At 69.6% G+C, this 22,740-nt stretch carries 17 protein-coding genes; 8 read left to right on the top strand and 9 right to left on the bottom strand.

Translation table 11 applies throughout. The annotated features are described in order from the left end of the window. Positions 1-25: 25 nt before the first annotated feature. The 3 genes from CFB43_RS23610 to CFB43_RS23600 all read right to left on the bottom strand — a co-directional run bounded on the left by CFB43_RS23610 (position 26) and on the right by CFB43_RS23600 (position 4,681). Positions 26-1,306, bottom strand: coding sequence for a virulence factor family protein (locus CFB43_RS23610; RefSeq protein ID WP_089496796.1), 1,281 nt, complete (start codon positions 1,304-1,306; stop codon positions 26-28). Next, entirely contained in the window at positions 1,303-3,897 is a 2,595-nt protein-coding gene (mprF, locus tag CFB43_RS23605; protein ID WP_089496795.1) for a bifunctional lysylphosphatidylglycerol flippase/synthetase MprF, read from the bottom strand. The genes CFB43_RS23610 and mprF overlap by 4 nt, the downstream gene beginning before the upstream one ends. A 403-nt stretch (positions 3,898-4,300) precedes the next feature. Continuing rightward, entirely contained in the window at positions 4,301-4,681 is a 381-nt protein-coding gene (locus CFB43_RS23600; protein WP_089498111.1) for a hypothetical protein, read from the bottom strand. 52 nt (positions 4,682-4,733) lie between these two features. Here CFB43_RS23600 and CFB43_RS23595 point away from each other — a divergent pair, with 52 nt between their 5' ends. After that, entirely contained in the window at positions 4,734-5,357 is a 624-nt protein-coding gene (locus CFB43_RS23595; RefSeq protein ID WP_144023099.1) for a hypothetical protein, read from the top strand. A 25-nt stretch (positions 5,358-5,382) separates the two neighbouring features. Here the strand turns inward: CFB43_RS23595 and CFB43_RS23590 are convergent, their stop codons facing one another. From CFB43_RS23590 to CFB43_RS23575, 4 genes are read right to left on the bottom strand one after another with little or no spacing between them, the layout of a single operon-like run. Next, positions 5,383-9,570, bottom strand: coding sequence for a bifunctional nitrate reductase/sulfite reductase flavoprotein subunit alpha (locus CFB43_RS23590; protein ID WP_089496793.1), 4,188 nt, complete (start codon positions 9,568-9,570; stop codon positions 5,383-5,385). Between the two features lie 16 nt (positions 9,571-9,586). Continuing rightward, a complete protein-coding gene (nirD, locus tag CFB43_RS23585; protein WP_089496792.1) occupies positions 9,587-9,934 on the bottom strand; it encodes a nitrite reductase small subunit NirD in 348 nt (115 codons plus the stop codon). Positions 9,935-9,972: 38 nt separating this feature from the next. Then, positions 9,973-12,570, bottom strand: coding sequence for a nitrite reductase large subunit NirB (gene nirB, locus CFB43_RS23580; protein WP_089496791.1), 2,598 nt, complete (start codon positions 12,568-12,570; stop codon positions 9,973-9,975). Positions 12,571-12,591: 21 nt separating this feature from the next. Further along, positions 12,592-13,917, bottom strand: a complete 1,326-nt coding sequence (locus tag CFB43_RS23575) for an MFS transporter (RefSeq protein WP_089496790.1) — start codon at positions 13,915-13,917, stop codon at positions 12,592-12,594. A 665-nt stretch (positions 13,918-14,582) separates the two neighbouring features. On the opposite strand from CFB43_RS23575, the gene cobA reads away from it, so the two are divergent. The 7 genes from cobA to CFB43_RS23535 all read left to right on the top strand — a co-directional run bounded on the left by cobA (position 14,583) and on the right by CFB43_RS23535 (position 20,627). Then, on the top strand, positions 14,583-15,353 hold the full coding sequence (gene cobA / locus CFB43_RS23565; protein WP_089498110.1) for a uroporphyrinogen-III C-methyltransferase: 771 nt from the start codon (positions 14,583-14,585) through the stop codon (positions 15,351-15,353). A gap of 156 nt (positions 15,354-15,509) precedes the next feature. After that, on the top strand, positions 15,510-16,106 hold the full coding sequence (locus CFB43_RS23560; protein ID WP_089442307.1) for an ANTAR domain-containing response regulator: 597 nt from the start codon (positions 15,510-15,512) through the stop codon (positions 16,104-16,106). Positions 16,107-16,111: 5 nt separating this feature from the next. Continuing rightward, complete coding sequence (locus CFB43_RS23555; RefSeq protein ID WP_089496788.1) at positions 16,112-17,164, top strand: CmpA/NrtA family ABC transporter substrate-binding protein; 1,053 nt, start codon at positions 16,112-16,114, stop codon at positions 17,162-17,164. A gap of 122 nt (positions 17,165-17,286) precedes the next feature. Next, on the top strand, positions 17,287-17,886 hold the full coding sequence (locus CFB43_RS23550; RefSeq protein ID WP_089496787.1) for a uracil-DNA glycosylase family protein: 600 nt from the start codon (positions 17,287-17,289) through the stop codon (positions 17,884-17,886). A 61-nt stretch (positions 17,887-17,947) separates the two neighbouring features. Next, complete coding sequence (locus CFB43_RS23545; RefSeq protein ID WP_089496786.1) at positions 17,948-18,742, top strand: YkgJ family cysteine cluster protein; 795 nt, start codon at positions 17,948-17,950, stop codon at positions 18,740-18,742. Positions 18,743-18,861: 119 nt separating this feature from the next. Next, positions 18,862-19,803: a helix-turn-helix transcriptional regulator gene (locus tag CFB43_RS23540; RefSeq protein ID WP_089496785.1), complete on the top strand. Its 942-nt coding sequence runs from the start codon at positions 18,862-18,864 to the stop codon at positions 19,801-19,803. Positions 19,804-19,928: 125 nt separating this feature from the next. Beyond that, the gene (locus CFB43_RS23535; protein ID WP_089427313.1) at positions 19,929-20,627 is read left to right on the top strand and encodes a fumarylacetoacetate hydrolase family protein; all 699 of its coding nucleotides are present in this window, start codon (positions 19,929-19,931) and stop codon (positions 20,625-20,627) included. Positions 20,628-20,690: 63 nt separating this feature from the next. Here CFB43_RS23535 and CFB43_RS23530 read toward each other — a convergent pair whose 3' ends face one another. Both CFB43_RS23530 and CFB43_RS23525 read right to left on the bottom strand, forming a co-directional pair. Next, positions 20,691-21,230, bottom strand: a complete 540-nt coding sequence (locus CFB43_RS23530) for a DUF4303 domain-containing protein (RefSeq protein ID WP_089496784.1) — start codon at positions 21,228-21,230, stop codon at positions 20,691-20,693. Between the two features lie 160 nt (positions 21,231-21,390). Further along, positions 21,391-22,602 carry an MFS transporter gene (locus CFB43_RS23525; RefSeq protein WP_089496783.1) on the bottom strand — a complete coding sequence of 404 codons (1,212 nt, stop codon included), beginning with the start codon at positions 22,600-22,602 and terminating at the stop codon, positions 21,391-21,393. Positions 22,603-22,740 lie beyond the last annotated feature (138 nt).

Raw genomic sequence — 22,740 nt, 5'->3', positions numbered from 1 at the left:
CCCACCGCGAAGCGGGCGCCGGCGTTCAGCGCGCCGCGACCGGCTTGCCGAACGCGCCGAGGATCTTCTTCTCGAGCGCGATGTAGTCGCGGCCGAAGTGGTGATCGCCTTGCGTCTTGATCACGTCGGCGCCCGTGTTCACGAGTGCCGGACACATCGTGTCCTTCTCTTCCGCGCCATAGAAGCACTGCACGAGCTGCGGCGGCACCTTCGCGATTTCCGGCGCGACCTTCAGCGCCTTGTCGCTTGCGGGCATGCCGAGCCAGCCCGTCACGCGGATCTGGAAATCGGCGGCCGGCGCGAAGCCGAGCAGCGACATCACGGCGACCTTGTCGCGCAGGTCGGCCGGCAGCCGGTTGTACGCGAACGGCATCACGTCGGCGCCGAACGAATAGCCGACCAGTGCCACGCGGTTCGCATGCCAGCGCGCCATGTAGGTGCGCATCACGCGCGCGAGATCGCGGCTCACTTGCGCCGGCGGCTTCTCGCTCCAGAAATAGCGCAGGCTGTCGATGCCGACCACCGACACGCCGTCGCGCTGCAGCGCCTCGGCGATCGTCTTGTCGAGATCGCGCCAGCCGCCGTCACCCGAGATCACGATCGCGAGCTGGCCGTTGCCACCTTTGGCCGGCAGCTCGACGAGCGGCAGGTCCGACACGTCGAGTTCGTCGCCGCGGGTGGTGTCCAGCAGATGCGACGTGACGAGCGACACGAGCTTCGCGGAATCGCCCGTGGCCGCCGTATCGACGAAGCCGGGCATCGCGCGGCGCACGATCGTCGGATCGGGCGGGCACGGCTTGAAGCGCGGATCGAGCTTGGCAGCGGGATCGACCGAGACGACACCGGCGATCGTGTTCTCCGGCGCCATCGACAGGATCTGCTTCGCGATCGCGCCGCCCTGGCCCACGCCCGCGACGATCGGCGTGAAGTAGCGCGACGACTGTGCAAGGCGCTCGAGCTGATGACTGACCGCTTCGGCGTCGCCGTCGAGGTGGTGGCAGGTCTCCTGCTTCGCGGCGAGATTCATCGCGTACCGCTCCGAATCGACACCGACCGTCATCGCACCGGCCTTCGCGAGCGCATCGGCGGCCTGCTGGTCGGCCGCATTCCAGCCGGCCTCGCGCGAGAACAGCACGACGAAGCCGCGCAGCGGCCCGCTGGGTTTGGTCACGGTCACGGGCCCGTAGCGGCCGCCCGATACGGTTTCGGCCTTCATTGCGGCTGGCTGGGTGGCGCACGCGGCGCCGGCCAGCATCATTCCCGCGCAGGCGGCTGCCGCCCGCGCGATTCCCTTCTTCAACATCATGAACGCCGACCTCCAGCCAGCAATGACAGATCCGCCAGCGTGACGAACACGCCGACCGTGCCCGAGGCCGCGAGGTAACGTGGCTCCCAGTGCGGTTCGAACTTGCTCTTGAATGCGCGCAAGCCGCGGAAGTTGTAGAAGCGGCCGCCGAAGCGCCAGACCATCAGGCCGATGCGGTGCAACGGCGACGGCATCTTCGCCGCCCCCATCCCCGAGAACGGCGCGATGCCCAGGCTCAGCTTGCGGAAACCCGCTTCCTTCAGATGCAGCGCGAGCTGCGTAAACAGATATTCCATCGCGTACGGCGACGCGTCCGGCAGATGGCGCATCACGCCGACCGTCGCCTCGGTGTTGAGGTCGGTCGTCATGAACGTGACGAACGCGATCGGCTTGTCGGCCTGCCGCACGAGCATCACCGACTGCGTCGCCAGATAGCCGTCGTGGAACGCGGCGACCGAGAAGCTCTTCTCGCGCGCGTCGCGGCTGTCGAGCCAGCCGTCCGAGATGTCGCGCAGCGCCGGCAGCGCGGCCGGCACGTCGCTCGGCGCGATCACCTCGACCGTCAGCGCGTCCTTGTCGCCGCGGCGCAGCGCGTAGCGCAGGTGCGAGCGGTTCGAACCTTTCAGGTCGAACCGGTCGAGCGCGATATGCGCTTCCTCGCCGAGCTTCATCAGCGTGAGCCCCGCGTCGAGATACAGCGGCAGCGCGTTCGCGCGCACCTGGTAGAACGCCGCACGGCCGCTATGCGCGTGGGCGAGCGCGATGAACTTGCTGATCAGCGCCGGCCATTCCTCGCGCGGCCCGACCGGGTCGTGCAGCGCGGCCCACGTGCGGCCGTTCTTCGCATACATCAGGAAGGCCCGGCGGGACTCCGAGAACAGGAACGACTTGTCGCCCATCAGCGCGAGGCCCGCATCGCTGCATTCCTGCGCGCGGATGATTCGTTCGGCATCCGACAGGTCCTGCTCCGCAGGCTTCACGAAACGGCCCGGCGCCGGGCGCAGCAGTTGCCACAGCGCGAACAGCGCGACGAATACGCCGGACGCGAGCGTCGCGCGCAGTGCCCGCGGCGCGCGCGCGTCGAACGAGAAATGCGACCACAGCTCGCGCGTGTACGGCACGTCGCGGAACGCGAAGAACAGCACCCACACGGCCAGCATCAGCACCATCGCCACCGACACGAACCAGCTCACCGTGAAGCGCTCCGCCAGCAGCGACGAATGGCGGTTGAAGCGGCGACGGCTGACGAGCAGCAGCACCAGCAGCGTGCCGAGCACGCCGGCCTCGACGAACGCGAGACCCTTCGCCAGCGACAGCGCGAGGCTGGCGAGCGTCAGCGCGAAGGTCATCCACCAGGCACCGTCGAGGCGGCGCAGCAGCCCGCGCGCGACGAACAGCAGCGCCACGCCGAGCACGCTGCAGATCACCTGCGAGCCTTCGAGCACCCACAGCGGCACGAGGTGGCGCAGGATCGCGATCCGGTGCCAGAACGCGGGCGTCGCGCTCGAGATCACCAGCATCCCGCCGACCGCGAACGTCACGAGGCTCAGGAACACCGGCGCGAGCTGCGACACTCGCACGGCCTGCCGCGTCACGAGCCGGCGGCGCAGCGCGCGGCCCTCGAAACCGGCCAGCAGGCCGGCCGACAGCACGAGCGGCACGCCGAAATAGATCGCGCGATACGCGATCAGCGCGGCGACCATCGCGTGCGGCGGCACTTCGCGGCCCAGCGTGAAGACCATCGCCGCTTCGAACACGCCGATCCCGCCCGGCGTATGGCCGATCATCCCGAGCAGCAACGCGGCGGCGTAAACAGTAATGAAGGTCGGGAAGCCGACCGGCGCGGCCGGCAGCAGCACCCACAGCGTCAGGCCCGCCGCGACGACGTCGAGCACCGCATAGACGACCTGCGCGACGAGATCGCGCCGCGCCGGCACGTCGAACGACAGCCACTTGAAGCGCGTGACGACCGGGCGTGCGGCGTGGCCGCACATCACGACCATCGCGGCCAGCACCACCAGCAGCGCCGCCCCGGTCCACGTCAGCACGCCGGGCGCGACGTGCAGCATCGCGGCGAGCGCTTCCGGCATGCAGACCATGCCGACTGCCGTCATCAACACCATCGCGAGCGCCAGCGTGCCGCTCGTGAACACCGTCATCCGGCCGATCTGCGCGGGCGTGACGCCCGACACGCCGTACACGCGTGCGCGCACCGCGCCGCCCGTCAGCGCGCCGAAGCCGGTCGCGTTACCGAGCGCGGACCCGGCGATCGCGCCGATCCACAGCGCGACGCGCGGCACCTTCGCGGCGACGTAGCGCAGGCCGACCGCGTCGCGGGCGACGAGCGCGAGATAGCTGAGGGCCGTCGCGGCCAGCGACGCGCCCCACTCGCCGGCGGACATATGACGCAACTGGCGGATCACCGACCGGTAGTCGACGGATTCCGACAGGTGCTGGAAAACCACGATCAGCAGCAGGCCGATGCCGAGCGCAAGCAGCGGCGACAGCACGCGCTCGTTGCGGATCAGCGCCCGGGCACGGGCGATCACCGCCGCGGCACGACCAGGCGAACCAGAGTGGCGGGAAGACATAAGTTGTTCAGTGGTGGTGCATAGCGTGTCGCGGCGCGGGTTGGCCGGGCGGCGACGTATCTGTGGTTGTTCTGCGTGGGCGGCCGGCCGAAGACGGGCTCGGAGGCGCCTGGGTCAGAACTTACGAGTATACGGAATTTATATTACAGAATCTTTCACGTCGGCTTTGTGCGGATTTGTGGTATCTCGTCCATCAAAAACGCATAAAGAAACAAGGCGTCCTGCAACGCAAGGTGCGCATCATACCGGGAACCGGGATGGTTTTTTCATCTGATGAATGACTTCTGATGCATTTGGGAGAAAATCGCCGGGCGCGCCCGCGCGGACAGGGACAAATGCGCAATGCCGCGCGGCTTTTCGGGGACGGGACGCGCCGATCCCGGGCAAGCATCCCGCTTCCCCGTCACTTCGCCCGCTCATGCTCCCCCAACCCGATCGCCTTGTAGTCGTAAGTCGGATAGAACTCCGTCCGGTACGCGCCCCACGCCGTGTCCTCGAGCACGCGATTGACCTCCCGCAGCCGCGACGCCGGCAGCCGCAACACGACGATCTGCCCGATCCCCATCGTCACGGTCCAGCTCACCACTTCGACACCCGGTGGCGGAAAGGCCTTGTAGAACCCCTGCTTCGCAAGCTGCGCATTCAGCTCGGCCAACGGGCGCGACTGATCGTGTTTCAGGAATACCGTGAGCAGTATTGCGTTGTCGGGGGTCGCGGCGGCCGAGCCGACGGGCGACGACGCGCCCTGCGCGGCAGCGGACAGGTTCCATGCCGCTGCCGCCATCAGGATGCCGATGGTCGCGGCCCGGGCCGCCGCCCTGACGAATCTCGTCTTCATGTTTGCTCCGGTCGATCGTGAAGGAAGGTGTGTGCCGGCCGCGAAACGAACCGGCCGTTGCCGGCGCCGACGCCTGTGCTACGCTGCGACGATCGATTCCCGCCTGCGGCCGCGACGCCGCCAGCCGAGCGCAAGCCGCATACCCGCCGCCGCGAAGGAACCCATCGGAATGAAAATGACTTCGCTGAAGAATATGCCGATTTTCGGCGGAGATGCGCCGGAAACGGTCCGGGTGGCCGTCACGCTGCTGGCTGGCGCGTGGTGCATCTTTTCGTACCGCGTCGCCATTTTCGAGTCGGCCATCGTTCCGGCCCTGCTCGACCGCGTCTCGGGCGACGCGTTACGCGTCAGGATCGTCCAGATGCTCGCGGCGGCCTTCATCGCGATCGCCCTCGTCCTCGCGCTGCTCGTCGTGCAGATCGCGCGCCGGAAGAACTGGGCGCGCCTCACGATGATCGGGCTGGTCATCGCCATGCTCGCGTTGATGGCCTTTACGGTCGCCCATCGGCCGGCCGATTTCCTGAGCGCCGTCTACTGCCTGTTCACGCTGGCGACCTTGCTGTTGCTGTCGCGCTCGAGCCGGCAGTGGTTCGGCCGGCCGCAACCGGACGATCAGGCGTAACCGTCCGGGCCCGCGTCGCCGGCGTTCAGTACACGTCCCGCATGTAGCGCCGCGCCTTCGAGAGCCGCGCGACATAATCGTTCGCGGCTTCATCCGACATCCCGCCGTGTTCGGCGACCACCGCCTTCAGCGCCGTGTCGACATCCTTCGCCATCCGCGCGGCATCGCCGCACACGTAGAAGTGCGCGCCTTCCTCCAGCCACGCGAACAGCTCGGCGCCCTGCTCGCGCATCCGGTCCTGCACGTAGATCTTGTCGGCCTGGTCGCGCGAGAACGCGAGGTCGAGCCGCGTCAGGAAACCGCTGTCGTGCATCGCGCCCAGCTCGTCGCCGTAGTAGAAGTCGGTCTGCGCATGCTGCTCGCCGAAGAACAGCCAGTTGCGCCCGCGCGCGCCGCGTGCCTGCCGCTCGTGCAGAAAGCCGCGGAACGGCGCGACACCGGTACCGGGGCCGACCATCACGATCGGCACGTCGCCGTTCACCGGCGGCCGGAAATGCGCGGACTTCTGCACGAACACCGGCACGCGGCCGTCGTCCGCGCGATCGGCGAGGAACGTCGACGCCACGCCTTTGCGCGCGCGCCGGCCGTTGTGATAGCGCACGGCCGACACGGTCAGGTGGATCTCGCCCTGGTGTGCGCTCGGGCTCGACGCGATCGAATAGAGGCGCGGCTGCATGCGCTTGAGCATCCCGACCAGCTCCGTGCCCGACAGCTCGACCGGAAACTCGTGCAGCACGTCCGCAAGCTGCTGCCCCCACAGCCATTGCTTCAGGTCGCCCTTGCGGTCGTCGCCGAGCAGCGACTTCAGCGCGCCGTTCGCGCTGCGCGACGCAATGAAGGCGAGCGTGTCCGGATGCGGGCGCGTGATGTCGAAGTGACGCGCGAGCGCGTCGCCGAGGCGCACGTCGCCGACACCCGCGATCGACACCGGCGCATCGGCCTTCAGCGCGGTGACCGACAGCAGCTCGTCGACCAGCTCCAGGCAGTTGGTCGGCCACACGCCGAGCGCGTCGCCGGCTTCGTATTCGAGGTTCGCGCCTTCGGTCGACAGCGACACGTAGCGCGTGTCCTTCGCCGCGCCCGGACGGTTCAGCCGCAGGTTCGCGACGAGCTTCGACGGCGCCGGATGCGCCTTCGTCGGCAGCAGCCCCGACGGGCTCATCCCGCCGGTCGGCACCGCGTGCAGCGCGGTATCGGCCTCCTTGATCCGCGCGACGACGCGTTCGAGCCACTGGTCGGCGTCGCGCTGGAATTCGACGTCGCAATCGACGCGTGCGCAGAGACGCGCCGCGCCGAGTTCCGCGAGCCGCGCGTCGAGCCGGCGGCCGTGGCCGCAGAACTGGTCGTAGTTGCGATCGCCGAACGCGAGCACCGCGAAGTGCACGCCGTCGAGGCGCGCGGCGCTGCCGGCCCGCAGCGCGTCCCAGAATTCGCTGCCGTTGTCGGGCGCATCGCCGTCGCCGAACGTGCTGGTCATCAGCAGCACGTATTGCGCGCCGGCGAGCGACGCCGCCGGATAGTCCGACATGCACGCGGTGCGGATCTCGAAGCCCGCGTTCATCAGCTGCGTCGCGTAGTCCTCGGTCAACGATTCGATGTTGCCGGTCTGCGACGCCCACAGCAGCACGACCTTCGGCCGTGTACGCACGATCCGCACGCCGCCGGACGCAGCGGCATCGGCCGTAGGCGCAGGCGCCACGGCACCCGGCACGCTCGCCGGCAGCGAGCGGCTGAACAGGCCGGCCAGCATGCCGTCGAGCCACAACCGCACCGGCGGCGTGAGCGGCGCGCCGGCCGGCAGCACGGGTACGCCGCCCTCGCGCCGGCCGGCGCTCGCCCTCAGCCCGCTGACGAGGCCGGCCACGTACAACCGTTCGGTGTCCGTCAACGGCGGCGGCGCGAGGTCGGCCACGCCGAGCGCGGCCGCGAAAGTGTCGAGGTCTGCCATGTCGGATTCCTGTGAAGCAAGCGCCGGCGCGGACACCGGCCGCGCGTCGTCGGCGCGGGCGTCGGGTTGCGCCGTCTCGTCGTCGGCGGACGCGAACGCATCCGTCTCGACGCGCCGCAGCGCGACCGCGCAGTATTTCAGTTCGGGTTGCTGCGATTCGGGATCGATCGCGTCGTTCGTCACCGCGTTGATGCACAGGTCGTCGCCGTACACGTCGTTCCAGTGCATCGGCGCGAAGCAGTTGCCGCGCCGCACGCGCTCGGTCACGACCGCCGGCAGCACCGCGCGGCCGCGCGCCGAGCGGATCTCGACGCTGTCCTTCGCGGCGATGCCGAGCGCGCTCGCATCGTCCGGGTGCAGCTCGACGAACGGGCGCGGGTTGAGCTTGTTCAGCATCGCGACCTTGCCCGTCTTCGTCATCGTGTGCCATTGATGCTGCAGCCGCCCGGTGTTCAGCACGATCGGGAACGTGTCGTCGGGCCGCTCGGCCGGATCGACGTGCGGCCGCGCGAAGAAGCGCGCCTTGCCCGACGGCGTCGGGAACGCGAGGCGCGGCGCGTCGGTCGCGTCACCCTCGGCCGCCGCGCGCAGCGTCTGGCTCACGCCGTCGTTCAGATAGCGGATCGGGTGCCGTTCGCGCGCGGTGCCCGGCGCGACCGGCCACTGCACGGGCCCGTCGCGCAGCGCCGCATGGCTCGCGCCGCGCAGGTCGTAGCCGGTCGCCGGATTCGAGAAGCGCACGATCTCGTCGAACACGTCGGCCGCCGACGCATAGTCGAACGCATCGCCGAAGCCCATCGCACGCGCGACTTCCGCGACGATGCGCCAGTCGGGCAGCGCGTCGCCCGGCGGGTCGACCGCCGCGCGCATCAGCGTCATGTTGCGCTCGGAGTTGACCATCACGCCGTCGCCTTCCGCCCACAGCGCGCCGGGTAGCAGGATGTCCGCGTAGCGGTTGGTCTCGGTGTCGAGGAAGGCGTCCTGCGCGATCACGAGTTCGGCGGCCTGCAACCCGGCGATCACGTTCTGCCGGTTCGGCACCGTGGCGACCGGGTTCGTGCAGATGATCCAGCAGGCCTTGATGTCGCCGGCCGCCATCCGCGAGAACATGTCGACCGTGCCTTGCCCTGTCTCCTTGCGCAGCGTGCCGGCCGGCACGCGCCACAGGTTCTCGACGAAACGGCGATCGTCGTCGGACGCCACCGAGCGCTGGCCCGGCAGCCCGGGGCCCATGTAGCCCATCTCGCGCCCGCCCATCGCGTTCGGCTGGCCGGTCAGCGAGAACGGGCCGCTGCCGGTGCGGCAGATCTTGCCCGTCGCGAGATGCAGGTTGCAGATCGTATTGGTGTTCCACACGCCGTGCGTGCTCTGGTTGAGCCCCATCGTCCAGCAGCTCATCCACTCCTGCGCGTCGCCGATCCACTCCGCCGCCGTGCGAAGGTCGGCTTCCGCGAGCCCGGTGATGTCGGCGACACGCTCGGGCGTGTAGTCGGCGAGGAACGCAGGCATCGCGTCCCAGCCTTCGGTGTACGCATCGATGAACGCGGCATCCGTGCGGCCGTTCGCATGCAGCAGATGCAGCAGCCCGTTGGTCAGCGCGAGATCGGTGCCCGGCCGGATCTGCAGGAACAGGTCGGCCTTGTCGGCCGTGCCGGTGCGGCGCGGATCGACGACGATCAGCTTCGCGCCGGCCTTCACGCGATCCATCATCCGCAGGAACAGGATCGGATGACAGTCGGCCATGTTCGCGCCGATCACGAAGAACAGGTTCGCGCGATCGAAATCCTGGTACGACCCGGGCGGCCCGTCCGCGCCGAGCGACTGCTTGTAGCCGGTACTCGCGCTCGCCATGCACAGGCGCGAATTCGACTCGATGTTGCGGGTGCCGACGAAGCCCTTCGCGAGCTTGTTGACGAGGTATTGCGCCTCGATCGACATCTGCCCCGATACGTAGAACGACAGCGCGTCGGGCCCGTGCGTATCGAGCACCGCGCGCAGGCGGCGCGCGGTGTCGGCGATCGCATCGCGGGCCGGCAGCGGCACCAGGTCGTCCTCGCGCGCCCGGCGCACGAACGCGCGGTCGAGCCGCCCCGAGCGGCGCAGCGCGACGTGCGCCGACGCGCCCTTCGTGCATAGCCGCCCGAAGTTGGTCGGATGGTCGGCGTCGCCGGACACCTTGACGACTTCACCTTCCTCGACGTGCAGCACCATCCCGCAGCCGACGCCGCAGTACGGGCACACGCTCTTGACGGGGGTGGCGGTCATGCGCGCTCCGGGGCGGTCAGGCCGCGATCCACACGAAACCGTCCTCGACCCGCGACGGGTAGGCGCTCACCGACTGCTCGGGCGCCTCGAGACATTCGCCGGTGCGCAGGTCGAAGTGCTGCTTGTACAGCGGCGACGCGACGACCACGCGCTCGCCGAGGCTGCCGATCAGCCCGCGCGACATCACGGCCGCCTGCGACACGGGATCGATGTTGTCGATCGCGAACACGCCGCCGGCTTCGGCATGCGCGACGTGAAAAACCGCGACCTGCTCGCCGTTGACGAGCGCACACACGCCGGTGTTCGGCACGATGTCGTCGAGCGGGCACACGCGGGTCCAGGACAGCGGAAGACGATCGTTCATGATGGACTCCTTGGAAAAAACGCGGGTGTCGGTCAGGGTCAAACGGTGGCGGGTTCGGTGGCGGCTTGCGTCACGCCTTCGGCCACGACGGGAATCGACACGCGCTTGCCGCCCGCGCGTTCGCCGGGTGTCGCGGGCCGGATCTGGCCGCGCGTCTCGACGAATTCGATGGTCGTGTCCGGCGCGTCGCTGTTCACGAAGTGGCGAAAGCGCTTGCGCGTTTCCGGATCGGTCACGGCCTTCTTCCATTCGCACTCGTAGGTGTCCACCACGTGCTGCATGTCGGCTTCGAGTTCGGCGCCGAGCCCGAGCCGGTCGTGCACGACGACGTCGATCAGGTAGTCGAGGCCGCCTTCGAGGTTGTCGCGCCACACGCTCGTGCGTTGCAGCCGGTCAGCCGTGCGCACGTAGAACATCAGGAGACGGTCGATGTAGCGGATCAGCGTGGTGCGGTCGAGATCGGACGCGAGCAGTTCCGCGTGGCGCGGCTTCATCCCGCCGTTGCCGCACACGTACAGGTTCCAGCCCTTCTCGGTCGCGATGATGCCGACGTCCTTGCCCTGTGCTTCCGCGCACTCGCGCGTGCAGCCGGACACGCCGAACTTGATCTTGTGCGGTGCGCGCAGCCCCTTGTAGCGGTTCTCCAGGTCGATCGCGAGGCCGACCGAATCGTCGACGCCGTAGCGGCACCACGTCGACCCGACGCACGACTTCACGGTGCGCAGCGCCTTGCCGTACGCGTGGCCCGATTCGAAGCCGGCGGCAATCAGTTCCTCCCAGATCGACGGCAGTTGCTCGACGCGCGCGCCGAACAGGTCGACGCGCTGGCCGCCGGTGATCTTCGTGTACAGGCCATATTTTTTCGCGACCTGGCCGACCGCGATCAGCCCTTCCGGCGTGACTTCGCCGCCCGGCATGCGCGGCACCACCGAGTACGTGCCGTCGCGCTGGATGTTCGCGAGGTAGTAGTCGTTCGAATCCTGCAGCGCCGCGTGTTCCTTCTTCAGCACGAATTCGTTGAAGCACGACGCGAGAATGCCCGCCACCGCCGGCTTGCACACGTCGCAGCCGAGGCCGTGGCCGTGCTTCGCGAGCAGTTCGTCGAAGGTCGTGATGCGCTCGACGCGGATCAGGTGGAACAGTTCCTGGCGCGAATGCGGGAAGTGCTCGCACAGATGGTTGTTGACCGCGAGGCCCTGCTTCTTCATCTCGGCCTTCATGATCTGCGTGACGAGCGGCACGCAGCCGCCGCACGACGTGCCGGCACCGGTGCACGTCTTCAGCGCGCCGAGGCTCGTCGCGCCGTCGGCGACCGCCGTGCAGATCTGCGATTTCGACACGTTGTTGCACGAGCAGATCTGGGCGGCCGCGGGCAGCGCCTCGACGCCGATCGCCGGCTTCGCGACGCCGTCCGACGACGGCAGGATCAGGAATTCCGGCGACTCCGGCAGCTCGATGCGGTTCAGCATCATCTGCAGCAGCGTGCCGTACTCGGCCGCATCGCCGACCATCACCGCGCCGTGCAGGAACTTGCCGCAGTCGGACACCACGAGCTTCTTGTAGACCTGGCGGCGCTCGTCCGCGTACTGGTAGGTGCGGCTGCCGGCCGTCGTGCCGTGCGCGTCGCCGATGCTCGCGACGTCCACGCCCATCAGCTTCAGCTTCGTGCTCATGTCGGCGCCGGCGAAGGCGGCTTCGACTGCACGGTTCGCATCGCCGCCGAGCTGCTTCGCGACCACGCGCGCCATGTCGTAGCCCGGCGCGACGAGGCCGTACACCATGCCGTTCCAGGCCGCGCATTCGCCGATCGCGTAGATGTCGGCATCGCTCGTGCGGCACGCGTCGTCGATCGCGACGCCACCGCGCGGGCCGATGTCCAGACCGCATGCACGGGCCAGTTCGTCGCGGGCGCGGATGCCGGCCGAGAACACGATCATGTCGGCGTCGAGGTGCGAGCCGTCGGCGAACGCCATCCGGTGCGTGCCTGCCTCGCCATCGACGATTTCCAGCGTGTTCTTGCCCGTATGCACGGTCACGCCGAGCGCCTCGATCTTCGCGCGCAGCATCCGGCCGCCGCCGTCGTCGACCTGCACGGCCATCAGCCGCGGCGCGAATTCGACGACGTGCGTGTCGAGCCCCATGTCGCGCAGCGCCTTCGCGCATTCGAGGCCGAGCAGGCCGCCGCCGACCACGACGCCCCTTTTCGCGTGCGTGCCGCACGCCTGCATCGCTTCGAGATCCTCGATCGTCCGGTACACGAAGCAGCCGTCACGATCGTGCCCCGGCATCGGCGGCACGAACGGGCGCGAACCCGTCGCGAGCACCAGCTTGTCGTACGCGAGCGTTTCGCCGGACGCGAGCGTGACTGTATGCGCGGCGCGGTCGATCGACGCGACTTGCGCGTTCAGCCGCAGGTCGAATTGCGGATGACGTTCGAAGAAGCCGGGTTCGACGAGCGACAGGTCGTCCGCCGACTTGCCCGCGAAGAATTCCGACAGGTGCACGCGGTCGTACGCCGGACGCGGTTCCTCGCCGAGCACCGTGACCTGCAGCGCGCCCGCGGCGCCCGCTTCCGCCGCGACGCATTCGAGGAACTTGTGGCCGACCATGCCGTGGCCGATGACGATGAGTTTCATGGTGACGTTTCCTCCGGTCGATCAGTTCGCGACGCCGCTGGCAGCCAGCGCGCGGTCGCGCAACTCGGCTTCGCGCGCCTTGTGTTCCGCGCTGAAGCGCACGGCCATCGCGCAGAGCGCGGTCGCGGTGACGGCCAGGCCGAGCAGGCTCAGCGTGTGCTGCACGTCGCCGACACCCTTCAGCAGGAAGCTCGCGGCCACCGCGCCGACGTTGCCGCCCGCGCCGACGATCCCCGCCACGCCGCCGAGTGCCTTGCGGTCGATGAACGGCACCAGCGCGTAGGTCGCGCCGCAGGCCATGTGCGTGAAGAGGCCGAACGTGAGCATCGCGACGAGGGCGATGCCGACGCTTTGCGCATGCGAGAACCAGATCAGCCCGAGCCCTTCGCCGACGATCAGCCCGCACAGCAGCGTCGCGCGCACGTCGAGGCTGCGGCTTGCGGCGATCTTGTCGGACAGCCAGCCGCCGAGCGCACGCGCGAACAGCGCGAGCAGCCCGAACAGGCCGACCGCGAACCCGGCGTCCTTCAGCGACAGGCTGAAGTGATCGACGTAGTACAGCGCGGCGATGTTGTGGATGAACACCTCGACGCCGAAGCACGCGCCGTACGTGACGAACAGCATCCACACACGATAGTTGCCGCAGGCCGCGAAGAAGCTCGCCCAGCCGCCCTTCTTGCCGCTGTCGACCGTCACGCCTGCGTGGCGCAGCGCGATGATGTCGCCTTGCGGGCAGTCCTGCGTGAAGCGCCAGTACGCCCAGGCCATCACGAGCATCGCGGCGCCCGGCACGACCAGCGCGATGCGCCACGACGAATCCTCGCCGAAGCCGAGCATCAGGCCGGCGGCGACGAGCAGCGGCATCAGCGCCTGCGTCGCGCCTGCGCCGGCGTTACCCCAGCCGGCCGTCGTCGCGTTCGCGGTGCCGACCACGTTCGGCGCGAACATCACCGACGTGTGGTACTGCGTGATCACGAAGCCCGCGCCGATCGCGCCGATGCCGAGCCGGCAGATCAGGAACGACAGGTAATCGTGCGTGAACGACACCGCGAACACGGGGATCGCGCCGAGCAGCAGCAGGCCGACGTACACGCGGCGCGGGCCGAAGCGGTCGCACAGCGGGCCGACCAGCAGCCGCACGGCGATCGTCGCGGCCACCGCCGCGATGTTGATGTTGGCGACCTGCGCGGCCGTCAGGTGGAATTCGCGTGCAATCAGCGGCATCAGCGGCGCGCACGCGAACCACGCGAAGAAGCACACGAAGAACGCCATCCACGTCAGGTGGAACGCGCGCATCGGCGCGGTGCGGAAGCTGAAGAGATCGATACGGGTAGCTTTGTCGGTCATGTCATCCGCCAAACGAAAAACGGCGTCCTGCGCACCCGGTCTCGTCGAGACCCGATGCGTAGGACGCCGTTGCCCATGAAGCCCGTTGCCGGGCGCGTCGGTAATCGGTACTGCCGGACGAATCGCCATTGATCCGCCCGAAGCCCCTGACGCAAACGCCGTGCCATGTCGTCGCGAATCGGGCCCGCAGCCCCGCCACGCAAGGCTCATCGGGCGTTGCACGATGCGCGGCTTCGTGCGACCCACGATGCGCCGTGAGGCAGCGAGGCACAGATGTGGTGCGCTGCAGCACTGTCGCCGTGCGACATCGCGGTGCGCGCTGACGGGGCACGATGCACGCCGATGCGGCATCGCGGCTGCCCGCGCGCGGCGGCTGCCTTCACGCTCGCGGGCATCGCGCGGCGCAATGCGCGCCGTTGCCGCCGCCCCGGCGCGACGCGTCATGCCGGTTGGCCCGGATATTGCTGAATCCGCTGATGACACCGGCAACGGCGCCGGTGGGCAGTCCCCGCAAACCCTGCCCGTCATTCAGGCGGGCCGATCAGGACAACGGCGTCCTTCCGTGCGCGGCACGGCCGGATGCCGGTGCGTTTCGACCGCCCGCCGCCGCCGCGCAAGACATACGCGCTATCGACCGCCGCATGCCGGCGGCACTGGAACACGACATGACGACAGGCAAAGTCACGCTGCTGGGCGCCGGCCCCGGCGATCCCGATCTCCTCACGCTGAAGGCCGTGAAGGCACTGGCCGCCGCCGACGTGCTGCTGCTCGACGATCTCGTCGCGCCCGGCATCGTCGAACTCGCGCCGCAGGCACGCGTGATCCGCGTCGGCAAGCGCGGCGGCTGCCGCTCCACGCCGCAGGCATTCATCGAGAAGCTGATGCGCCGCCACGCGCTGCGCGGCGCGCACGTGGTGCGCGTGAAAGGCGGCGATGCGCTGCTGTTCGGGCGTGCCGGCGAAGAACTCGCGACGCTGCGCGCCGCCGCGATTCCGGTCGAGATCGTCAACGGCATCTCGTCGGGCTTCGCGGCCGCAGCGAGCCTCGGCATCTCGCTCACGCACCGTGCGCATTGCCACGGCGTCACGTTCGTCACCGCCCACCGTCAGGACCACGGCGAACCCGACTGGGCGCGTCTCGCGGCGACCGGCACCACGCTCGCGATCTACATGGGCATGAGCCGCGTCGACAGTATTGCCGCCGGCCTGCTCGCCGTGCTGTCGCCCTCGACGCCGGCCGCGGCCGTGCAATGGGCCGGCACGCCCGACGAACGCCGCTGGACCGGCACGCTGGGCGGTCTCGCGCGCGGCATCGACGCCGCGCGGCTCGGCAGCCCGGCCGTGATCCTCGTCGGCGGCGCGATCGGCGAAGCGGCCGTGCAGCACGTGCCGGACGCGGGCACCGCGATCGAAACGGCCTTGTCCCGGGCCGCGTAGCATGCGCGACGCCACGCGGCACCGGCCGCCTACCTATCATGAAGACAGCGGCGCCGGCCGCCGGGCCATCGCGCGCGGCACCGACCCGAGGTCCGCACGGGGCCGCCGCCCCCGATCCGCCCATCGCGCCACGATTTCGCCGCCGCCGTCCGCGTCATGAGTCCGTCTGCTTCTTCCCCCCGCCTGCGCGTGCTGCTCGTCACCGACACCGACAAGCCGATCGGCGAGCTCGGCGAGGCGCTCGCGCACCTCGGCTACGAGATGCTGAACGACGTCGCGACGCCCGCGCGCCTGCCGGCCGCCGTCGAGGAGCAACATCCCGACGTCGTGATCATCGATACCGATTCCCCGTCGCGCGACACGCTCGAGCAGCTTGCCGTGATGCACGCCACCGCGCCGCGCCCCGTGCTGATGTTCAGTCACGACGCCAATCAGTCGCTGATCCGCGCGGCGGTCGGCGCGGGCGTCAGCGCGTATCTCGTCGAAGGGCTGTCGGCCGAGCGCCTCGCGCCGATTCTCGAAGTCGCGCTCGCCCGCTTCTCGCACGACGACGCGCTGCGCCGCCGGCTGGCCGACGTCGAGCGCGAGCTCGCGGAACGCAAGCTGATCGACCGCGCGAAGCGCCTGCTGATGGACGAGCGCAAGGTGTCCGAACACGACGCCTACGCGGCGCTGCGCAAGCGCGCGATGGATCAGGGCCTGCGCATCGTCGACGTCGCGCGGCAACTGCTCGACGCGTCACCCCAGTCATGAATGCCATGGATACCTCCTCTCCCGCCGCGCCGGAACGCGCACATCTTCGCCTCGGGTTCGTCGCGCTGAGCGACGCGGCCCCGCTGATCGTCGCGCAGCGCCTGAACCTCGGCGAACGGCACGGGCTCACGCTCGAACTCAGCCGCCAGCCATCGTGGGCAACCGTGCGCGACAAGCTGCTGAGCGGCGAGCTCGACGCCGCGCATGCGCTGTACGGGCTCGTCTGCGGATTGCAGCTCGGCATCGGCGGCCCGCAGGCCGACATGGCCGCGCTGATGGTGCTGAACCGCAACGGCCAGGCGATCTCGTTGTCGCGCGGCCTCGCCGACGCATATCGCGCCAGTGGCAGCGTGCGCGATGCGTTCGCGACGCTCGGCCGCAAGCCGCTCCTCGCGCAGACGTTCCCGACCGGCACGCACGCGATGTGGCTGAACCACTGGCTCGCGTCGCACGACGTCGATCCGCTGCGCGACGTGCGCAGCGTCGTGATCCCGCCGCCGGAGATGGTGGCCGCGCTCGCCGGCGGCGAGCTCGACGGCTTCTGCGCCGGCGAGCCGTGGCATGCGGTGGCCGAGGCCTGCGGCGCGGGGCGGACCGTTGCCGTCACGAGCGAAATCTGGCCCGATCATCCGGAGAAGGTGCTCGCGGCCCGGCGCGATTTCGTCGCGCTGTATCCGGCCACGGCCCGCGCGCTGATCCGCACGCTCGTCGATGCGTGCGCCTGGCTCGACAGCGCCGCGCACCGTCGCGAGGCGGCCGACTGGCTCGCGTCGCCCGATGCGCTCGGCGTGCCGGCCCGGCTGATCGCGCCGCGTCTGCTCGGCGACTACGGCTCCGGCCCGTTCGCCGTGCCGCCGCTGCCGATCCGCTTCCACGACGGCGGCGCCGTGAACCGCCCCGATCCGCGCGAAGGCGAGTGGTTCCTGGCCCAATACCGGCGCTGGGGCATGCTCGACGGTGCGCACGACGACGCGGGGATCGCCCAAGCGATCGCACAAACCGCGTTGTATGATGCTGCCGTCGCCGAAAGCGGCGCACCGGGCCTGTCGCAGGCGTGATGCGCACCGCGTGATGCAGGCGGCGCGCGCTCCCGCGCCTCGCCTTTCCCGGGCCGCCTGCCGGCGCCCGGCACGCGGCCCCGGGTGACGCCGCATGACCACTCCGTCCCCGATCCGATTCGATGCCGAAACCCACGCGCGCGCCGCTCGACGTGCTGCTCACCGAAATCCGCGCGTGCCGTGCCTGCGAAGCCGACCTGCCGCTCGGCCCGCGCCCCGTCGTGCGGGCCCATCGCGACGCGCGCATCCTGATCGTCGGGCAGGCGCCGGGCACACGCGTCCATGCGAGCGGCATCCCGTGGGACGACGCGAGCGGCCAGCGGCTGCGCGGCTGGCTCGACGTCGATGCCGACACGTTCTACGACGAGACGCGCTTCGCGATCGTGCCGATGGGCTTCTGCTACCCGGGCCGCGGCGCAAGCGGCGACAACCCGCCGCGCCCCGAATGCGCGCCGCTGTGGATCGACCGGCTGCTCGCCGAGCTGCCGTCGATCCGGCTCACGCTGCTGATCGGCCAGTACGCGCAGCGGCATTTCCTGCGCGAGTCGCGCAAGGCCACGCTGACCGACACCGTGCACGCGTGGCGCGACTATGGCCCGGACGTGTTGCCGCTGCCGCATCCGTCGCCGCGCAACCAAGCGTGGTTCAAGCACCACCCGTGGTTCGACACCGACGTTGTGCCCGAGCTGCGGCGCCGGATCGCGCCGCTGATCACCCGATGAACGCGCACCGTTGCCCTGTCGCGACGCTTCGCGGCACCCTGTTATCCGTATCGAATCAAGCATGAACGACACCCCCACCGATATCGACTTTGCCTGCAACGGCTGCGGCGGATGCTGCCGCGACCTGCGGATTCCGCTGACGATCGACGAGGCCATCGCGTGGCTGCAGCGCGGCGGCCACGTGGAGCTGCTATGCGATGCGATGCCGTGGCTCGTCGAGCCCGAGCCCGACAACGCGTTCGCCGCGTACAAGCGCGTGCGCTCGAGCGCCGCGCTCAGCGGCTCGCTGCCCGTCCGCATCACGGTCATGCTCACCGCCACCCATGCAGGGCCGTGCCCGAACCTCGGCGATGACATGCGGTGCGCGATCTACGACGCGCGCCCGCTCGTGTGCCGGATCTATCCGGCCGAAGTGAATCCGTTCGTGCCGCTGGTGCCGGACGGCAAGCAATGCACGCCCGATGCGTGGCAGCAGGCGCCGTTCGTCCGCGGCGGCACGATCGTCGATGCGGCCACCCGCGAGAACATCGCGCTCGCGCGTGCGGCGAGCGAAGCCGAAACGCCGCTGCGGGCGCGGTTGTGCAAGGTGCTGGGGATCGATACGGCGGCGGTGGCCAACGAAGGGTTCGCGGTCCACGCGCCGCCGGCTGCCGCGCTGCTTGCCGCGCTGACGGCTTTGACGGCGCAGCGCGCGTCGGAGTCGGCCCCGGCCGGCGCCGACGAGGCCATCGCCTGGATGTTGGTGTCGAACCGTACGTCGACGCTGGATGCGCTCGGATCGGTTGGCGCGGCAAGCCAGCGTGCCGATAGCGCCACCCCGCACGCCAGTTATCTCGGCTTCCATCCGGACGAGTAATCGCCGCGCGGCATGCCGCGAGCGACACCGGGCGAAGCCATGCGGCCGCACGGATCGCCGCCGCGCCCGGTTCGCTGTACCATCGCGGCTCAACCGCGTCACGAACAGCAGAATCCTTCATGCCCTCCATCGCCCCGCCGCGCCTGTACGGGATGCCCGAACGCAGCGACCGGCTCGACTTCTACATCCGCGACCAGGCGTCGCGCCAGGCGATCACCGAGCCGCACCGGCACGCGTATTTCCAGATCCAGTTCAATCTCGGCGGCGACACCGAGCAGCGGATCGGCGGCGTCACGCGGCCGTTTCCGCGCGGCGCGCTCGCGTTCGTGCTGCCGCACCGCGAACACCTGATCCCGCATCCGGAAGGCGCGCACTTCATCGTCATCAACTTCAGCCAGGCGTTCCTGCGCGCCGATCTCGACGTCGACCCGCTCGATCTCGAGGACGTGCCCGCGCATCGCTTTCCCGAGCTGACGCCGTTCCGCTTCCAGGAGCACCTCGACTTCATCCTGACCGGCGACACCTACGAAGAAGCGCGCCGCCTCGCGCTGTGCATGCTCGACACCGATCGCGTGCGCACGTTCGGCTCGACCACGCTGCTGCGCGGCTACCTGCTGCAGCTGATCGGGCTCGTCTGCACGCAGTACGCGGGTGCGCTCGACAAGCTCGCGCAGCGCGGCGCCCAGCGCGCGGGCCGGCGCGACGCGCTCGCGCGCGTGCTGCGGCACGTGCGCGCCAACCTGACCCGCGAGGACCTGACGCTCGCCGCGACCGCCGAGGCCGCGTTCCTGTCCCCCAACTACCTCGCGCACCTGGTCCGCAAGGAAACCGGCAGCACCTTCACCGATCTCGTGACCGAGCGCCGGATCGCGCTCGCGCAGTCGCTGCTGGCCCATACCAGCCGGCGCATCGCCGATATCGCACGCTCGGTCGGCTTCCGCGACGAAGGGTATTTCGCGCGGCGCTTCCGTGCACGGGTCGGCGTGTCGCCGAAGGCGTACCGGGACGCGAACGCCGCGCTGCCGGACGGCGACGATTCCCCGGCGGCGGCCGACGCGTAGTATTGTCCCGGTAAAACGCAGTTGCGTCGCATCCGGCCGCACGGCTGTCGGGTATCGTTGCACGCATGCCGGCCCGTGCACCGCACGGGCGCGGCATCCGTCTTATCACCGAACGAGGCCATCCGATGTCCGCTTATGTCATCGACGCTGCCGAGCGTCCTTCCGTCGAAGTCGACCAGTCGTCCGCGCGCTTTCCGGTACGCCGCGTCTTCTGCGTCGGCCGCAACTACGCCGACCACGCGCGCGAAATGGGCGCCGATCCCGACCGCGAACCGCCGTTCTTCTTCACGAAGCCGGCCGACGCGATCGTCCCGGCCAGCGGCACCGTCGCCTATCCGCCGCTGACGAACGACCTGCATCACGAAATCGAGCTGGTCGTCGCGATCGGCAAGGACGGCCGATCGATCGACCCGGCCGACGCACTGTCGCACGTGTGGGGCTACGGCGTCGGCGTCGACCTCACGCGCCGCGACCTGCAGGCCGAAGCGAAGAAGCTGAGCCGTCCGTGGGACTGGGCGAAAGGCTTCGATGCATCAGGCCCCGTGACTCCGCTGCGCGCGGCAGCGGCCACCGGCCACCCGGCGACGGGCCGCATCTGGCTCGCGGTCAACGGCGACACGCGCCAGCAAGGCGACCTGGCCGACATGATCTGGGCCGTGCCCGACGTCATCGCGTATGTGTCGCGCTCGGTCGAGCTGAAGGCAGGCGACCTGATCTTCACCGGCACGCCGGCGGGTGTCGGCGCGCTGCAGCCTGGCGATCGCGTCACGGGCGGCGTCGACGGCGTCGCGACGTTCGAATTCGTCGTGGGCGCGAAGCCGTAAGCCGTCACGCAGCACGCATGGCGGTCGCCCGTCCGGGGCCGCCGTGCAATATACCGATTTCGGTCAGTCGTAGCGGCGCAGGAATGCGTCGGCGACGGCCGGCGGATTCAGCGCCTTCGCCGATTCGTTTTCCAGCGCCTCGGCCGCATCGTCGTCGCTGATCGACACGAACAGCGTGATCGCCGCCCTTTCGTCGCCCGTGCCGAACAGGCCTTCGCGGTCGAGCAAGCGCAACGCCGCGATCATGTCGGCGTGCAGTTGCCGCGCGAATTCCGGGAATCTCGAGCGAACGAACTGCGGGCTCAGCACGTCATCGGCGAGCTTGCCGCAGATCGCATTGAACGGCGACGCTTCCGCCGCCGCGTACGCCCATTCGGAAAAGCCCCACGCATACCACGGGTCGTCGTCCGGGACGGCCTGTTGCTCGCGGATCCGGCGCAGCCCCTCGACCGAATTTGCCGCCGGCACCACCGTCATCGCACCGCTGTCGGTATACAGCGCGAACGCATAGAAATGCTCGTCCGGATGTTGCGCCCGCAGCGCCCTGAATGTCGCTCTCGCGGCGTCGGCAATGTCTCGCTGGAAATCAGAAAAGTCGCTCATCGCATCCTCGTCCAGTCGCCCTTCACGCGTTGGAGCATGCCCGGCGCGCGGCGGGTTCGTCGTCTCCCGATAATCGATCGATTGTCCGCCAATCGTCCACGGCACGGTAGCCGTGCCCACCCCATGCCCAGCTCCGCGCGGTGCTGCCGCGCGTTTCCGTTCACCGCCCGGCGTCGCGCGCATCGAACACCCGCACGCAGACGGCCGCCGCCAGTGCGATCGCCGCCGACAGGAGCATCATCGCGAGCGGCGCATAGCCCGCGTTGCCGGCCGTCAGCACCGCCCCCGTCAACGACGAAAGCGCGGCCCCGCCGGCGATCGTCATCGCACCGGCCAGCCCCGACGCGCTGCCCGCCAGCGCCGGGCGCACCGACACCGCGCCGGCATGCGCGCCGGGATTCGTCAGCCCGTTGCCGATGCCGACCAGCACGCATGGGCCAAACCACGCGATCGCCTGCGTCGCCCCACCGAACCTCAGCGCGAGCCCGATCAACGGCCCCGCGCACGCGACCACCCGCCCGCACAGGATCGTCGTGGCCAGCGCGTAGCGGCGTGCGTATCGCGCGGCCACGAAGCCGCCGAACACGAAACCGGCCGTGATGGTCCCCATGTAGAAACCGATCTCCGCCGGTGCGATGCCGAACACCGTTTGCGCGGCGAGCGGCGCGCCGGCCAGGAACGCGTAGAAAGAGCCGGTCGAAAACGCCATGCAGAGCGCATAGGCCCAGAAACGGCGCGCGCGGAGCAGCGCCGGATACGCACGAAGCTGCTGCCCGAGGCTCGACGACCGGTTCGCATGGGTTTCGATAAGGTCGAACGCACACCAGACGAACAACGCGATGCCCACCGCGCCGAGCAGCCAGAAGCTCGCGCGCCAGCCCAACGTCTGGTCGAGCGCGCTGCCGAGCGTCGGGCCGAGCATCGGCGCGAACGCGGCCGCCATCGCCGCATAGCCGATCCGGCTCGCCGCGCGCGCCCCGCCGCCGGTGTCCCGGATCGTCGCCATCGACACGGGATAGACCGACGTGATCGCCGCCTGCATCAGCCGGTATGCGAGGAACGCACGAATATCGGTCGCCACCGCGCAGCCGAGCGAGCCGAGCGCGAACACACCGACGCTCGCCAGTACGACCGGCCGCCGCCCGAACCGGTCCGACAGCGGCCCCATCACGAACTCCAGCGACGCGGCCACCGCCGCGTAACCGCCGAGCGACAGCGCGACGAGCGCATAGTCGGCGCGCAGGTCGCGCGCGATGGCCGGCAGCGACGGCAGGAACAGGCTCAGCGGTAGCACCGAGCACGCACACAGCAGGATCAGCGTCGCGAGTCTCGGCGACGCCCGTTCGGAAGCGATCGGCAGGTTCGATTGCAAGCGGATGCCCTCCATGCACGTGCCGCACGGCCGTGCGCAATGCAAAAAAAAGCCCCCGAACGAGTCGGGGGCGCATGGGTGCCGGCGCGGTGCCGCTACCGGACCCTGCGCCTGTGGACTACTACGATGATGAATGCT

Source organism: Burkholderia sp. AU15512 (genome assembly GCF_002223325.1).
GTDB lineage: Bacteria > Pseudomonadota > Gammaproteobacteria > Burkholderiales > Burkholderiaceae > Burkholderia.
This window is presented reverse-complemented; position numbering and strand designations above follow the sequence as displayed.